Raw genomic sequence first — 17,534 nt, forward strand, 5'->3', positions numbered from 1 at the left:
GAACTTGAACTTAAATACATTTTTAGAACACCTTAATCAAGGACTTACTGTTGTTGGAGGTTCAAAGTTACATCAGTTTATGAGTGAACTTAGCAATGAAGCCATGAAAATTACATCTAAATTAAACAATCATTATCATGAGCCGGAAGAAATTAGAACATTATTTTCAGAGTTAATTGGAAAACAGGTAGATGAAACATTTAACATGTTCCCTCCATTTTATACTGACTGTGGAAAAAATATAACAATAGGTAGAAATGTTTTTATAAATTCAGGATGTCGATTTCAAGACCAAGGTGGTATTACTATAGGAGACAATTCGTTAATTGGTCATAATGTAGTATTGGCAACTTTGAATCATGATTTTGCTCCAAGCAAACGAAGCACTATGCACCCAAAACCTATTGAAATAGGGAAAAGTGTCTGGGTTGGTGCTAATGTCACAATAACTCCTGGTGTAATAGTAGGAGATGGGGCAATCATAGCAGCTGGAGCTGTTGTAACAAAAGATGTGACACCTAATACATTGGTGGGAGGTGTACCAGCAAAGTTTATAAAAAAAATTGAGGAGGAATAAATAAATGAACAAAAAAGTCTTAATTATATCTACAAGCTTTCGCAAAGACGGAAATTCTGAAATGTTAGCAGATATGTTTTTAAAAGGAGCAAAAGAATCAGGAAATATTGTTGAAAAAATCTGTTTGTATGATAAAACTATTCACTTTTGTAAAGGATGTCTTGCTTGTCAGAATACAAAAACAGGACATTGTATAATGCAAGATGATGCCGATATGATTGTACAAAAGATGATGACTGCTGATGTAATTGTTTTTTCAACTCCAATCTATTTTTATGAAATGAGTGGACAGATGAAAACATTACTTGACCGTTCTAATCCACTATTTCCCTTAGAGTATTCTTTTAGAGATATTTATCTTCTAGCAACTGCTGCTGATAAAGAGGAACATGCAATGGATGGTGCAGTGAAAGGATTGCAGGGCTGGATTGATTGTTTTGAAAATGCAACACTTAAAGATGTTTTGCGCGGTACAGGTGCAGATGAATATGGTTCCATCTCTGCTTTACCTAATCTATTAAGTAAAGCATATCAAATGGGAAAGGTAGTATAATCATATGAAGCAATGTAATCATATAAAAAAGATTATAACCCTCATGTTAACTGCACTCTGTAGCTTTGCACTATTAGGTTGTACAAATATTCCAGCCTCAAAACAAACAGTAAAACAAGAATCTAAAAATAATACTTTGACTGCAACTCCTATTTCTTATAAAGAAAAAGAAGTAATAACACCAACTGAAAATAAACCAATTAAAAATAACATTATAACTGCCAATCTTAAAATTGGAGATAAAGACTTTGTATTGAAACTTTATAATAATTCCTCTGTACAGGCATTAATAAAAAAAATGCCACTTACAATAGATATGAAAGATTTAAATAAAAACGAAAAATACAATTACTTTATAAAAGATTTGCCATCAAATGCAGAATCCGTAAAAAATATTAAAACTGGTGATTTTATGCTCTACGGCTCTGATTGTTTGGTTCTATTTTATAAAGATTTTCAAACCTCATATAACTACACTAAACTGGGGTATATTGAAGATACCAGTAAGCTTGCTGAAATATTAGGAAGTGGAAACATACAAATAGTACTTAGTATTATTGATTAAAATAATAGTGTCATCATGGCAAATGCATCTACTATGATGACACTATTAAACCAAACGTTCTCTAACTTACAATTCTATTTTTTCCATTATTTTTAGCTATGTAAAGTTTTGTATCAGCTCCTTTTACTATCTTCTCCATAGTCATATTTTCAACATACTCCTCTACACCACCGCTGACTGTAATTTTGTCCACTAAATCAAATAATTTTTTGTCACTAGAAACATGTATGCGAATACGCTCTGCTACCTCAACCGCTTTAGATTTAGTAAAGCTAGGCATTACCACTATAAACTCTTCTCCTCCATATCTTGAAACAATTCCATCATTTCCAACCTCTTCAATTAAAATCTCACTAAATCGAATTAATACATTATTTCCACATAGATGACCATATTTATCATTTATTTTTTTAAAATCATCTATATCAAATAACACAATGGACATAATTCTTTCTTCCAATGGCTTTTTTAATATATCGGACATATATTGTATTAAATATCTTCTATTATACAACTTTGTCAAATCATCTATAATTGCCTGCCTTTCAAGTCTTTGGTTCAATTTATATACTTTATCACGCTCATGAGAATACTCTTGTAAAACCACAATCATTACTATACATAAAAACAATGAAACTATAATAAAATTACTTATCGTATCTGATGCACGAGATTCACCTATAGACACAATTAAGTTTGGGTAATTAAATGCCAAAAATATACATATACTATACACAAGTGTAGATACAAATATCATAACTATTCTCTTAAGACCATCAAGAGTCAATGATATAACACATATTCCCAACAAGAAATAAAACATCATACCACTATCCACTCCACCACTTATAAAAAAGAGTACTGGAAATAAGAATATATTAAGCCCTATATTAATTACTAGACACCCTCTATCAATATCTTGTGTTTTAAGAGAATAGATTGCCAATATTGACATGATACAAAAACAAGAAAAACTTCCCCATACAGATATACTAGGAAGATTACTAAAAAGAGCTGCAACAAAGGCTAAAAAGGAACAAACAACTCCAGCAAAACAAAAAAGATAAAAAAGTCTTTCTTGTAAGTTTAATTTTTTATTGAAATACTTCTCCATATAATCTTTAATAGACTGTTGTATAGATGCCAAATATTTAATCTCCTCCTTTATTAAGATATTTTAATTTAATTATACTTATAATATTATATCATATAATAAGTATGTTTAAATAATAGCTTGTATATCCAATATATGGAATTAAATTTATCTAATAAGTATATAATAATAAAAGTATGTAGAAAAATATTAAAAATAAAACTTATAAAAAATAACAGATAATTACATGTATAAAATAACAAAGCAAAGCACTCATATTATATTAAAGTGCCTTGCTTTGTTTATATATTCTATAAAAATTTATAACCTATAATTTTTATTCCAACTCAAATGCCCCTGTATAAAGACTATAATAAACAAAAAATGTAAAGGAAAAATATATTCGATTCTTTATAGATAATTTTACTGGTTTGTAAATAGCAAAAAGGGGTTTAAATAGAAAAAAAGAAGAACATCAAATATAAAGGTTCTTCTCTTTCATCTTAGTATACTATTTTTTAGTGTTTTAACTATATTCAAATATATTTTTTATATAAACATATTCTTACTAATAAATCTAATATTACATTGTATCTAATTGTATAATTATGGTATAAATTTGCTTTGTTTTTATTGATTTACTGCTTTATCAATTTACTTATTTATTGTATTAATTCATCTTTATTGTCTCACTTAATATTTATTGTTCTACTTCATTTTTATCGCCTTACTATATTTATTGATAATATTCCATGTCCCATTTTCTTTTCTTAATTCAAGACTTATTTTTGAATAATACTCTCCATCTTCACTAGATTGTGTCACTATAACTTTATTTCCAGACTTATTCTTATAGGTACGTTCTTTTATCTTATTTTTGGTATGCCCAACTACAATAGCATCTATTCCATCTACTGTAGTAGCAAGTTTTTTTATCTCGCTACTTGGATTTTTTAAATTTATATTATCACTATCTGAATGTACAACTGTGACAATTACATCTGGATTTTCTTTTTGCATAACCTTTACCCACTCATTTGCATCCTTCACTAAGTCATTAGTATATAATCTATTTGTTTTTTTAGAATTTTTTTCTGAACTCGAATCATTGGTATTTTTTTCATCTTTATCTATAGTAAGCCCCAATATTCCAACCTTTATATCACCTTCCTTAGTCTCAACTTTATGCATTATATAAGGTTTTACATAATTTTCTCCAGACTCATCATATATATTAGCTGATAAAACAGGAATTTTCATTTCCTCAAAGTTTTCTATAATAGAATCCAATGTAGACTTTTTTTCTTCAAAATCATTTTTTTCAGATAGAAGTTCATGACTACCAAGTACTACAGCATCATAGCCGAGATAAACAATAGGCCATTCGTTTATTCTTTTATGAATACCTTTTTTTGTATTATACTGCCACTCTTTAGACCATCTAGTCATTTCTTTTGTATTAGCATCAAAAAAGTCTCCAGTATCAATAAAGATTGGCTGTACAGCTCTATATCTTTCATTAAATAAACTAACTGCCATTTCATCTGAAAAATTTGAATGTAAACCAGATGTCGTAATTATATTTACTTCTTTTCCAAATACCTTTAATTCACTATGCTTATCTTTTATAAACCACTTATCATTCTTCTTATCCAACTTAAAATTAATCTTTGATACACTATCACCATGAGCTCCAGGCTGTGTCACTATCACTTCTTCACCAGATTTATTTTTAAATGTATGTTGCTCTATCTTTTCATGCGTATGACCAGCTACAATAGCATCTATTCCTTCTACTGTTGTTGCCAGCTCCTTTATTCTATTTCCTGGGTTTTTAGGATTTTTAGGCTCTTCACCTGAATGTACAATGGCAACGATTATATCTGGACTTTCTTTTTTCATGATTTTTACCCATTTTTGGGCATCTTCCACCAAATCATTTGCATATAATTTACCTTTATATTGTGCTTGTTCTTCAAGTGCTCTAGCTTTTTTATCTTGCTCAAAGCTTTTAAATCTTGAACGTTCTCCTACTTCTTTTATAGTAAGCCCTAGTATTCCTACCTTTACATTCCCTTTTTCTGTTTTGACATCTTTCATTATGTACGGTTTTACATAGTTTTTTCCAGATTGTTCATATATATTTGCAGACACTAATGGTATGTTGTTATTTTTAAAATCAGAAACTAACCTATCAAGACCTTGCTTATCATTAGAAACGAACTCATGATTTCCAAATGTAACTGCATCATATTTTAATTTTGCCATTTCTTTAGCTATAGGAACTTCTCCTTCACGTGGCTCAGCTATTTTTTTAAATTCCGGCATCCCATCATTAAATCGTACTAGTTTTTGACCAGTAAACCATCCATTCATATCAATACTTTGTATGTCAAAAAAATCGCCTGCATCAACCATTAGCAAGTTTTCATCGTATTTTCTCTCTTCTTGCACATAAGAAACTAGGTTTTCTGGGACTATTGAGTGTAAGTCGCTTGTACCAAGTACATTGATTTCTATATCTTTAGTACTTTCACAGCCCACTAATAATATTATTAGAAATATTATTGATGTAACTATAATAAATTTTATTTTCATAAAAGCCTCCCCCTTAATTTTTTTGATGATAATAAAATTTACTCTTATACCTTATCTTTACTATATAAGTTTGTACTGTTTATTATACTAAAAAAACTATATGTAAATTCCTTTTTAAATAAATCTACATATAGTTCTTGATATTTTTCAGTTACAAAACAAGGCTTACTCTAGTATGCTAAAATTATTCAACCTCAATTGTTTTACTAGATTTATCATTAATAACCCATGAACCCTTTTCTTTTTTCACTTTAAAAGTAATTTTAGAATAATATTTACCATGTTCACCTGGTTGTGTCACTATAACTTTACCTCCAGACTTATTCTTATAGTCATGTTCATCTATCTTTTCATGAGTATGACTAGCAACAATAGCATCAATCCCATCTACTGTAGTTGCTAGTTCTTTTACTCTATTTCCTGGATGCTTGGGATTTTTAGGCTCTTCTCCTGAATGTACAACTGCAACTATTATATCTGGATTTTCTTCTTTCATCACTTTTACCCACTTCTTTGCATCTTCTACTAAATCATTTGCATATAATTTACCTTTATATTGAAATTGCTCTTGTAAATTTACATTTTTAAGACCTTTACCTACCTCTTTTATCGTAAGACCCAATATTCCTACTTTTACATTTCCTTCATTTGTCTCCACATCTTGTATGACATATGGTTTAACATAGTTTTGTCCAGATTGTTTATATATGTTTGCTGATAATACAGAAATTGTTATCTGTTCAAAATCCTCTACAACAGCATCTAAAAGACGCTCATCTGCCCAAAATTCATCTTTCTCGGATACAAACTCATGATTGCCAAGTACTACTGCATCATACATACCTTGATTCATAGCTATTGCCATTGGGCATCTACTAATCACTGTATCAGTATTATTATCCCTTATAGCCTTCCACTCTTTATACCATTCAATCATTTCATCTGTTTGAGGGTCTAAAAAGTCTCCTGCATCTACTACAACAGGTTCAATTGGCTTACTTCGTTCATTAACAAGGCTTACTAATAATTTGTCAGAAAAATGTGAATGTAAATCTGCAGTAGCAACTATATTTATTTCTTTATCAACTATTTTTAATTTGCTAGCCTTTTTCTTTATATCCCATTTACCATTCTTCTTATCTAATTTAAAGCTAATCTCTGACACACTATCTGCATGCGAACCTGGTTGTGTAACAATTACTTCTTTCCCAGATTTATTTTTATATGTATGTTGCTTTATTTTCTTATGAGTATGACCTGCTACTATTGCATCTATTCCATCTACTGTGGTTGCTAGTTCCTTTACTCTATTTCCTGTATTATCAGAACTCTTAGATTCTTCCCCTGAATGTACAACTGCAACTACTATATCTGGATTTTCTTTCTTCATCACTTTTATCCATTTCTTTGCATCTTCTACTAAATCATTTGCATATAATTTACCTTTATACTCAGCTTGCTCTCCAAGTTCTCTTGATTTAGTTTCTTTTTCAATATCTTCAAATCCTGAACTTTTCCCCACTTCTTTTATAGTAAGACCTAGTATTCCTACTTTTACATCACCTTTATCTGTCTTAACATTTTTCATCACATATGGTTGTATGTAGTTTTTTCCAGATTGTTCATATATATTTGCTGATACTACTGGTATATTATTATTTTTAAAATCAGAAACTAATTTATCAAGACCTTGCTTATCATTTGAAATAAATTCATTATCGCCAAGTACTACAGCATCATATCTCAATGGTATCATGTCTTTAACTATAGGTACTTCATCTTGACTATTCTTAACTATGTCTTCATATTCTGCTGTACCACTCTCTCTAATATTAACTAGTTTTTTGCCAGAGGTCCATTCCCACATTTCTTTACTCTGTTCACCAAAAAAATCTCCTGCATCTACTATAAGTATATTTTCATTCTTTGCTCTTTCTTCATTTACATATGAAACTAGAGAATCTGTCACAACTGAATGCAAATCACCTGTTCCTAATATTTTTACTTCTGTATCTGATACATTAACTTTTGTATCTTCTATTTTAGTTTCTTTATTTTTAGTACTTTGACATGCCACAAGCAATCCCACTAAAAACACTATCAATACCATTATAATAAATTTTATTTTCATAAAAGCCCCCCTCATAAATTTTTAGATTATAATAAAATTTAATATCATGCTTTATTTTAAACTATAGCAGGTTATAGGATTATGAGCAACATTCATTGGACTAGTAGATTATTACCTGTAAATATATCTATAATTTAAAGATATACATTTCATTTCTTATGTCATGGTATTTAAACATACTTAATAATATATTTAAATATATTATTAAGTATGTTTAAATAGATACTTCACATAACAAACTTTTATTTAACACAGATAGCTATGATGAGATTGTAGCGATATTAAAATATATGGAGAAAATCGAGTATAAAATATTATTTGAACAGTTAAGTAACCAGAATAGTTGTAAAATTGATAAAGGGACTTGTGTATTTTTGACTGTATTACGTATATTTTATCTTATATTCAAAATATAGAAATACAAAGTAATTTTATATCCTCAGATATGATTGTTGCATATGTAAGCATCCTCAATATGCATGCTTATAGGAACTTCATTGTACCACTTCAATTTCTTATGTTAAAAGGTACAATGAAATTCTATTTTATTTATACTAACCTTATATAAGTTAGACCATTACTTCTTAGGATTTACAAGTTCATCAAGCAACATTGGAAGTAACTCGTCTATTTGTTCATCATTAAATTGGCAAGTCCCAACAGCTTTGTGACCTCCACCGCCATACTTAAGCATTAGACTACCAACATCAACATTGGAAGTTCTATTTAAAATACTATATCCTACAGCTACAGAACACCCTTTCCCACCTTTTCCATTTACAATCCAAGCAGAAATATTTTGTTCTGGATACATACTGTAAATCATGAAACGATTACCTGTATAAATTGGCTCTACTCCACGTAAATCAGAAATAATAACATCTCCTTCTGTACGTGTGTATTTAGCAACCATTTCTTTAAATTTATCTGTTTGCTCAAAATAAACTTCTATACGTTCCTTTACATCTGACAGATTTAAAATTTCTTCTGTATCTAAAGTTCTACATGCATCAATTAACTTTTCCATCAATTGATAGTTAGATATAGTAAAGTTTCTCCAACGCCCCAACCCTGTTCTTGGGTCCATAAGATAACCAATTAAAATCCATCCAGTTGGATTTTGTACCTCTTCTATAGTAAGATTTCCAGAATCAACTTTGTCTACTGCTTCTAACATTTCATTAAAATGAGAAAATTTTTCATTTCCACCATAATACTCATAAATAATTCTTGCACAAGAAGGAGCAATGCGACTTTCGCCTCTATACCTTCCTTTAAGCTCATTTCGCTCAAATTCACTAGAATGATGGTCAAACCAAAGACCACACCCTTCTACAAATGGTACATTGGCAAGACAATCATTTTCTGTTACCTCAACCAACCCATCTTGTAAATCCTTAGGATGAGCAAATTTCCAATCATCAATAATACCTGCTTCTTTTAATAATGCACCACAAACTAATCCATCAAAATCAGAACGTGTAATCAATCTCATATGTTTCAACCCCTTTGCTTTAAATATATGCCTATAGATATTGTAATTTTTTCCTTAAATATATAATATCACTTTACATGTCAGCTTGATATACATTTCAATATATACTAACAAAACTTATTTTTTGTACTATAATTTATTATCTAAAGTACAACGTTGTCTTTTACTAAGAATATAGTTATAACTTGCCTAACAACCAAAATTTGATTAAAATAAAATACTTATATTACTATGAATATACTTATATTTTGTTGTAGTCTTAAATATAACCTATATCACGTTATATCAATTCATCATATAAATTTTATAAATTAACATAAAAATATCACTTATCACTTATCACTTATCACTTATCACTTATCACTTATCACTTATCACTTATCACTTATCACTTATCACTTATCACTTATGTAAAGTTTAACATGCTAAAATAAAGATAGCAATTTGATATAGAAATCAAACTGCTATCTTTATTTTAAAACTACCCTCAATATTTTATTTAATCATACTAGCTTATATATTGTTTACACTGCACTTCAACAATTTTACTTTATTCTTCTTTAGGAGGTGCAATTATTAATCCTATAGAGTGCATTTTGCGTCCTTCTCCTGATGAGTTATTTCTTAAAGGTTCTAGTATATCACCAATCTTTCTAGCTACTTCAGTTATTTCTTCTAGATTCGCATATATTGGACAGACAGAAAAAACAGAGCCATCCTTTAAAATATCTTTTTCTTCTCTTTTAGCATAATCATAAAACTCCTTCATAAATGCCATCATATATTGAGTAAACAGCTGTACATATGCTTCTGCTGAGTTTTCATTTATCATTTTTTTTGCATCATCATCAATATCTGACTTAACAGCATATACCTTTTCAACAGTTCCTCGTATTTTATTTTCTTCAACTACCTTTAGAATATTATCCTTTAACATTTTATCAAGATAACGATAAAGTGTAGCTTGTGATATATCCTTAAACTTCTCTGCTAATTGCTTTGCTGTAGTTTGCTTATTTGAATAAATCTCAAGTAACAACTTGCATTTAACTGGATTTATGAAGCAATCCATAAGTTTATCATTCATATTATACTACCTCCTCATTATTATTAATAAGATAATATTATTATATTGATAATATTTAATCAAGTTTATTAAAAATTTTATATAAACAAATAATATTCAAAAAATAAAAAAAGCCCTTGAATTATGTAAATAATTCAAGGGCTTTTTTTATCATGATTTAATACTAAGCTAATTTTGCTTTAGCAACTTCTGCTAATTTAGCAAATCCATCTGGATCTTGTATAGCCATTTCAGATAACATTTTTCTGTTAACTTCAATACCAGATAATTTTAATCCATTCATTAATCTTGAATAAGATATTCCATTCATTCTAGCTGCTGCATTTATTCTTTGTATCCAAAGTTTTCTGAAGTCTCTTTTCTTTAACTTTCTTCCTATATAAGCATTTTTTAATGCCTTCATTACGAATGTATTTGCTGGTCTATATAATTTGCTTCTAGATCCTCTGAATCCTTTTGCAAGTTTTAATATTTTTTTATGCTTCTTACGAGCGTTCATAGCTTTTTTAACTCTTGCCATCGTTATGACCTCCTTTTATATCCCTCTTCTATAGTTATTGTTTATAATCCGTATCCTATCCTAGTATGGTAATAATTGTGCTATTCTCTTAGCATCTCCATCACTTACTAGAGTTGATTTTCTTAAGTTCATCTTAGTTTTTGCAGATTTTTTAGTTAATATATGTTTTTTATAAGCTTTAGCTCTCTTTAACTTTCCTGTTCCTGTTTTCTTTAATCTCTTTGCTGCACCTCTATGAGTTTTCATTTTAGGCATGACAAATTCCTCCTCTCAGTTAATCATCTATTTTTTTGGATCTATAATTACAACCATATTATTACCCTCAAATGCAGGGGCTTTTGTTGGTTCTCCAAACTCTTTTATTATCTCTAAAAACTTTAACATAACTTCTCTACCTATATCTTTATGTCCTAGTTCTCTACCTCTAAATCTAAGTTCAACTTTGACTTTATCCCCTTTTTTAAGGAATTTTATAGCATTATTAGCTTTCGTATTTAAATCATTTTGTTCAATACCTGGTCTAAGTCTTACTTCTTTTACAACTATAGTCTTTTGTTTTTTCTTAGCTTCTTTATCTTTTCTCGCTTGCTCATATCTAAACTTTCCATAATCCATTATCTTACACACTGGTGGATTTGCATTTGGCGAGATTTGAACTAAATCTAAGTTTTTACTAGTAGCCATTGCTTGAGCTTCTTTAGTAGGCATTACTCCAAGTTGTTCACCTGTAGGTGAAAGGACTCTTATTTCCTTGTCTTTTATTTGTTCATTGATTGCTAATTCTTTGCTAATTGTAGGACACCTCCAAAATTTTTATAAAATATAAAATAAAAAGCGGATGACATAATCATCCGCAATATAAGTTACCAAATTTAAACAAGCTTAAATTACTATTAAGCTTTAACTTATATTTACCTTACTAACCATCGGCGTAAGGTGAGAAGCGGACTTCTTCTTTGTTTTATTCTTACCCTATCTACTATATCATTTTATCAAATTTTTTGCAACTATTTTTTTAAGTTTAATAAATTTTTACTAAATTAACTGCTTTTTTATTTAAACCTACATATATTTATTATAAGGTACATAGTATTTGCATTTAATTATTTCTTCCTAATACTTATTATATGCTTGTACTATTTATTTTGCTCTTATTTTTCAAAATTTAATTAAAAAAATTCAAACTTCAACTTTAAAATCTTTTATTATCCTACTACTCTATATAGTAAATACCTAAAAACACTTCTTTAGCCAATTTTATACTGAATACTTTACTTTACATCCTTTAATATCTATATTATGGTTTTTTCATCATTTCAATTTTATCTTGATTTGTCGTATTTTTTTAGTATATAAAGTTAATTTGCACATATTCATAAATGACTTTTTTCAATTAAATTTATGAATTTATTTTTATTTAGATTGCATGTATATTTTTTCCATAAAAAATAAATAATAAAAAATAGTAAATATGGAAAATATAAAATTGATTAACAATAATTAATTACCTGAGGTGTGAATATGAAAATGCTAAACAACTTTTTTAAAAAAATTAACAATCCAGTTCCTGTCTTTGCACAGACAAAAATGGAAAGAGAAAATCAAACAGATGATTCGCTTTCTACAAAACCAAAAACTACATTTAGAGATGTAGCTGGATTAGATGAAGTAAAAGAAGAACTATTTGAAATAGTTGATTTTATGAAGTCTCCACAAAAGTATCAAAAAATGGGTGCAAAAATACCTAAAGGGGTATTATTTTATGGTCCTCCAGGAACAGGAAAAACATTACTTGCATCTGCTGTAGCTGGTGAAACAAACTCATCATTTTTCAATGTTACAGGTTCTGAGTTCGTTGAAAAATACGTAGGTGTAGGAGCAAAAAGGGTAAGAACTCTATTTGAAAAAGCTAGAAAAGAAGCTCCAAGTATAATATTTATAGACGAAATAGATGCTGTAGGAGCAAAAAGACATCTTGAAAGTAACAATGAGAAAGACCAAACGTTAAACCAACTTTTAGTTGAAATGGATGGATTTAATAAAGACTCCAATGTATTAATAATAGGTGCTACCAATAGACTTGACTTATTAGATGAAGCTTTACTTAGACCAGGAAGATTTGACAGACACATTCATATAGGTGCACCAAATTATCACACTAGATTTGAAATTCTAAAGGTACATACAGATGACAAGCCTATAGACAAATCTGTAAATCTAGAACTTTTAGCTAAAAAAACTCACGGTTTCAACGGAGCCCATCTTTCAAATATAGCAAATGAAGCAGCTATATTTGCAGTTAGAGATGACAGTGAATATATTACAGCAGAACACTTCGACAAAGCACTTGAAAGAGTTATTGCAGGATTAGAATCTAAAAACTCTTCATTAGTTGAAAAAGAGAAAAAGATAGTAGCTTATCATGAGGCTGGACATGCTCTTGTAAGTGATATCGTTGGAATTTGTCCTATACAAAAAATATCTATAGTACCTAGAGGACAAGCATTAGGTTATGTTCTTCAATTACCTGATGAAGATAGATATATTTATACTAGAGATGAACTGATTGGAAAAATAAAAATATTACTTGCTGGAAAAGCATCAGAAGAATTAATATTCAATCATAAATCTACGGGAGCAAAGGATGACTTAAAGAAAGTTACTGAGATAGCTAACCAAATGGTTTGTGAGTATGGTATGAGTAACTTAGGATTTATGACTATTGATGGAAATGATAAGACTTTCTTATGTGATAAAATTCAAAAAGAAGCTAATCGTATAGTTGAAAGTTGTTATAAGGAAACTTTAGAGATGTTAAAGGATAATCTTGAAGATTTACATTCTGTTTCTAAATTCCTATTTGAAAAAGAAACTATGACTCATGAAGAATTAAAAGATTTAATAGGAAAAGAAGCTGTAAATTAATTTGATAGTATTTTAAATAATTCTTACATTAAAATTAATAATTAATCTTAAAAAGAATTTCAATATTTAAAATGTACCAAAATACTTTAAGATGATATGTCTTGAGGCTGTAGATAGATTTGTGTAAAAACAAATTTACCTACAGCCTCTTCATTAATTTTATAGCCTCTGACTACTCTATCCTTTCTTCAAAATCCTATATTTGTGATTTGTCTTTATCAGTTACATCTATAGCAATTAGATTTTTGTATATTAAAACTACACAACTTTATCCTTATGTAAATATGATAATCTCTTAATGTAAACATGACAATCTCTTATCTGATTTTAAGAATCATTTATAGATTGTCTCTTTTTATTTATATGCTTAATAATAAATGCTATCTTCCTGTAAACATAAGATTAACATTACTATGATATTGTTTTGTATATAAATACCAATAGACTAATATATAAGACACTAATAAAAAGTAAATTTTAAATGTTAAACACATAAATAATACATATAAAAAGGGGGAAATATCATGAATAAAAAATTAAATGCAAGAATTATATCTACAGGAATGGTTATGACTACACTAGTTACAGGAGTTGCTCAGGCACAAGAAACTGCTCAAGGTAATACTAATATAGAAAAGTCAGAAAAAACAACACAATCTAAAAGTAGAAAAGAAATTAAAACTAGTAGTACTACATATAGTCAACTAGCTGATTTTCTTTTACAATCAGCTAAATCATATAATTCTAATATAGATAAAAAGAAAATCCTGTCTGGATACGAAAAGAAAGAAAATCAAAAAGTTAATAGACTAGATGGTCTTATCATGATAAGTAGAGCTTTTGGAACTTTATCAGCTCCAAAAGGTCAAAATGAAAGAGTGGCAGATAAAAATGTAAGTTTTACAGATATCCCTGTTTCTGCTAAGTCTCATATAGATAACTTAATAAAGGGTGGAGTTATGGTTAACACTAAAGACAAAAAACTTCATGGTAGTGATGTTATGACTGTAGGAGAAGTTGATACTATGGTTAGACGTATCTGGGCATTTAAAGGTAGCAATCCAAAAGATGATTTTTATAATTTTGTAAATAAAAAGTCTTTGGAAGAATCAAAGCTTCCAAGTGACGAAGCAGTATCTGGTGGTTATGTTGATATTGAAAATGAGAACACAAAAAAAATTAATGCTATTATTAAAAAGATAGTAGAAGGGAATCATAAAAAAGGTAGTGAAGAGCAAAAGATTAAAGATTTCTATCTTAATATACTAGACATGAAAAGCAGAAATGAACTTGGAAATAAACCAATAAAAAAATATCTTGATGCTATAGATAAAGCAAAGAATGTAAAAGAACTTAGCGATATTCAAAAAAAATCACTTGAAGAAATAGGAACTGGTGGTTTGATTACTCTTTCTTTAATGCAAGACAATGTAGGTGAAGCAAAATATGCTTTATATATAGGAACAATAGCTGATACACATTTATTTAGCTCCTATTCAAATGATGAAGTAATAGAAAATAGTAAAACATTTTTTAAAAAACTGTTAATTTTAAGTGGAGAAAGTGAAGCACAAGCTAGTAAGCATGTTGATGAGTATATAAACTTTGTAAAAAAAGTATCTGGAGGTGAAGAAAATATTGATAAGAGGATGACTTTAAAAGAGATGGAAGAAAAAATTCCAAACTTAGAGTTGTCTAAAATGCTTACTGCTGCTGGATATACTAATCTTCCTAAAGAAATCAAGCTAATGAATCCAAAAGATTTAGAACTATTTAATAAGGCATATACTAATAATAATTTAGAAGTTTTAAAAACACTTTTTAAAATAAAACTTTCTGAAGAAAATGCGCAATTTTTAGACCAAAAATATCTAAATGTTTGGGCTGAAAATTTTAATCCTGGTGCAGATGCTTCACAAAGTAAAATAACTGAAAAAGATGCATCAGTATTAACATCAGAAAGGTTCAATTCATATCTTGGAAAATTATTTGTAGAGAAATATTTTCCTGAAAAATCAAAGAAAGATATTGAAGATATGATTAAATCTTTTGTAGAATTATATAAAGAAAGAATTAAAAAACTTGACTGGATGAGTAAATCTACCAAAAAAGAAGCTATAAAAAAACTTGATAAAATGACATTTGTAGTTGGCTATCCTGATAAATGGGAATCTGATACAGAAAATGTAGACATTAAAGGTAAAGAAAATGGTGGAAATTATTTTGATAATATAACTGCTTTTAAACTTGCACGTCTAAAAAAGGATGCTGAAGATACAGGTAAGGTAGTACCAAAAGATAGATTTAATTTAGCAACATTTACTGTAAATGCAGTGTATGGAATGTATGATAATGCAATGACTTTCCCAGCAGGTATTTTACAAGCACCTTTATATGACCCAAATGCATCAAGAGAAGAAAATCTAGGTGCAATAGGTGCAATAATAGGTCATGAAATTTCTCATGCATTTGACAACAGTGGAGCCAAATATGATTCAAGTGGGAAAGAACATGATTGGTGGACTAAGGATGATTACAGAGAATTTCAAGAACGTTGTAATGATGTAGTTAATTTCTATGATGGATGGGAAATAGCTCCAGGTGTAAAAGCAAATGGTAAGATAAGTTTAGGTGAAAATATTGCAGATATAGGTGGTGTAGGAGCAGCCTTGGGAATTTTATCAAAGATGGAAAATCCAAATTATGATAAGTTCTTCAAGAGTTATGCAAAGTCATATACTAGATTATACACAAAAGAATATGCAAAGAACTCTACAGGAGATGAGCATAGTCCAAATACTTTAAGAGTAAATCGTGTCTTATCAAATTTCGAAGAATTCTATAAAACGTATAATATAACAAAGAATGATGGTATGTATGTAGCTCCTGAGGATAGAGTAAATTTATGGGATAATCTAGACACTAATGTAAAATCTAAAAAAATGACTGGAGATGACAGATTCGAAACAGCAGTAAAAGTATCTAAAGAAGGCTGGAAAACTTCAAATACTGTAATACTTGTAAACGGTACTGATAAGCACTTAGTAGATGGATTATCGTCTACTCCACTTGCAAATACAAAAAATGCACCAATGTTACTTTCTAATGGAAATAATGTAGATAAATCAACAATGGATGAAATTAAAAGATTAAAAGCATCTAATGTAATAGTTGTAGGTGGTGAAGCTTCAATATCCAATTCAGTTGTTAACCAACTAAAAGGTGTTAATAAATCTATGAATGTAAAAAGAATAGGTGGGAAATCAAGATATGAAACGTCTTTAAATATAGCTAAAGAAATGTCTGGTAATAACAATATTGATACAATATATGTAAGTGCTGGAGATGGAGAAGCTGATGCACTCTCTATTTCATCAGTAGCAGGAAAAAATAACTCTCCTATAATACTTACACAAAAAGATGGTTTAGATAAAGATACATATGATTATATTAAATCTAAAAAAATAAAAACTTCTTACTTTATAGGTGGGGAAACTAAAATCTCTCAAAAAGCTATAGAACAAATTAATAATGTAACTTCAAATGATGTATCAAAAAATAGAATTGCTGGAAATGACAGACAAGAAACTAATGCCCGTGTTATTGAACATTTCTATAAAGATAATAGCATAAATGGGGTGATATTAGCTAAGGAAAATAATCTGATTGATGCTTTATCAGTAGGTCCATTTGCATCAAAGGAAAATATGCCAGTTGTAATAGCCACAAGTAGTTTAAATAAAGAGCAAGAAAATATATTAGATAAAAAAAACTCAGAAAAAGTATATCAAGTAGGTGGTGGCATAAAATTATCTGTACTTAATAAATTGAGACTTTTATTAAACAAATAATATAAATAAAAAAATATACTATAAATATAGGTTTACTAAATTAATCACAAGTATTCAAGAAAGTATTCTTCATTTTGAATTTGAAGAATACTTTTCTTGTTTATACAGTATTATTAGTATATCTTTAATATAATTTTAT

The 17,534-nt window shown here is 28.8% G+C and carries 13 protein-coding genes and 1 other annotated feature; of the genes, 5 read left to right on the top strand and 8 right to left on the bottom strand.

Annotated features, from left to right (window positions below; translation table 11 throughout):
- Positions 1 to 4: 4 nt before the first annotated feature.
- Genes IC213_RS13025 through IC213_RS13035 form a run of 3 tightly spaced genes read left to right on the top strand, consistent with a single transcriptional unit; the run spans position 5 to position 1,695 of the window.
- Complete coding sequence (locus IC213_RS13025; RefSeq protein WP_227433660.1) at positions 5 to 577, top strand: DapH/DapD/GlmU-related protein; 573 nt, start codon at positions 5 to 7, stop codon at positions 575 to 577.
- 4 nt (positions 578 to 581) lie between these two features.
- Entirely contained in the window at positions 582 to 1,130 is a 549-nt protein-coding gene (locus tag IC213_RS13030; RefSeq protein ID WP_227433481.1) for a flavodoxin family protein, read from the top strand.
- 4 nt (positions 1,131 to 1,134) lie between these two features.
- A complete protein-coding gene (locus tag IC213_RS13035) occupies positions 1,135 to 1,695 on the top strand; it encodes a cyclophilin-like fold protein (RefSeq protein ID WP_227851432.1) in 561 nt (186 codons plus the stop codon).
- Positions 1,696 to 1,756: 61 nt separating this feature from the next.
- Here IC213_RS13035 and IC213_RS13040 read toward each other — a convergent pair whose 3' ends face one another.
- The 8 genes from IC213_RS13040 to infC all read right to left on the bottom strand — a co-directional run bounded on the left by IC213_RS13040 (position 1,757) and on the right by infC (position 11,411).
- The gene (locus tag IC213_RS13040; protein WP_227824709.1) at positions 1,757 to 2,842 is read right to left on the bottom strand and encodes a GGDEF domain-containing protein; all 1,086 of its coding nucleotides are present in this window, start codon (positions 2,840 to 2,842) and stop codon (positions 1,757 to 1,759) included.
- 654 nt (positions 2,843 to 3,496) lie between these two features.
- Positions 3,497 to 5,386 carry a metallophosphoesterase gene (locus tag IC213_RS13045; protein WP_227845527.1) on the bottom strand — a complete coding sequence of 630 codons (1,890 nt, stop codon included), beginning with the start codon at positions 5,384 to 5,386 and terminating at the stop codon, positions 3,497 to 3,499.
- Positions 5,387 to 5,570: 184 nt separating this feature from the next.
- Positions 5,571 to 7,517, bottom strand: a complete 1,947-nt coding sequence (locus IC213_RS13050) for a metallophosphoesterase (RefSeq protein ID WP_227863147.1) — start codon at positions 7,515 to 7,517, stop codon at positions 5,571 to 5,573.
- A 577-nt stretch (positions 7,518 to 8,094) separates the two neighbouring features.
- The gene (locus IC213_RS13055) at positions 8,095 to 9,012 is read right to left on the bottom strand and encodes an exopolyphosphatase (protein WP_227824703.1); all 918 of its coding nucleotides are present in this window, start codon (positions 9,010 to 9,012) and stop codon (positions 8,095 to 8,097) included.
- A gap of 550 nt (positions 9,013 to 9,562) precedes the next feature.
- Positions 9,563 to 10,099 carry a helix-turn-helix domain-containing protein gene (locus tag IC213_RS13060; protein WP_227824702.1) on the bottom strand — a complete coding sequence of 179 codons (537 nt, stop codon included), beginning with the start codon at positions 10,097 to 10,099 and terminating at the stop codon, positions 9,563 to 9,565.
- Between the two features lie 163 nt (positions 10,100 to 10,262).
- Entirely contained in the window at positions 10,263 to 10,619 is a 357-nt protein-coding gene (gene rplT / locus IC213_RS13065; protein WP_227433488.1) for a 50S ribosomal protein L20, read from the bottom strand.
- A gap of 60 nt (positions 10,620 to 10,679) precedes the next feature.
- Positions 10,680 to 10,874 carry a 50S ribosomal protein L35 gene (rpmI, locus tag IC213_RS13070; protein WP_003418222.1) on the bottom strand — a complete coding sequence of 65 codons (195 nt, stop codon included), beginning with the start codon at positions 10,872 to 10,874 and terminating at the stop codon, positions 10,680 to 10,682.
- 27 nt (positions 10,875 to 10,901) lie between these two features.
- The gene (gene infC / locus IC213_RS13075; protein WP_227433661.1) at positions 10,902 to 11,411 is read right to left on the bottom strand and encodes a translation initiation factor IF-3; all 510 of its coding nucleotides are present in this window, start codon (positions 11,409 to 11,411) and stop codon (positions 10,902 to 10,904) included.
- Between the two features lie 28 nt (positions 11,412 to 11,439).
- Positions 11,440 to 11,582, bottom strand: a sequence feature (ribosomal protein L20 leader region).
- Between the two features lie 558 nt (positions 11,583 to 12,140).
- On the opposite strand from infC, the gene IC213_RS13080 reads away from it, so the two are divergent.
- Both IC213_RS13080 and IC213_RS13085 read left to right on the top strand, forming a co-directional pair.
- Entirely contained in the window at positions 12,141 to 13,544 is a 1,404-nt protein-coding gene (locus tag IC213_RS13080; protein WP_227433489.1) for an ATP-dependent metallopeptidase FtsH/Yme1/Tma family protein, read from the top strand.
- Positions 13,545 to 14,068: 524 nt separating this feature from the next.
- Positions 14,069 to 17,395 (top strand): cell wall-binding repeat-containing protein, encoded by a 3,327-nt coding sequence (locus IC213_RS13085; protein WP_227824701.1) that lies wholly within the window; start codon positions 14,069 to 14,071, stop codon positions 17,393 to 17,395.
- Positions 17,396 to 17,534 lie beyond the last annotated feature (139 nt).

The organism is Clostridioides sp. ES-S-0049-02 (assembly GCF_020658465.1).
In the GTDB taxonomy this organism is placed as follows: Bacteria; Bacillota; Clostridia; order Peptostreptococcales; family Peptostreptococcaceae; genus Clostridioides.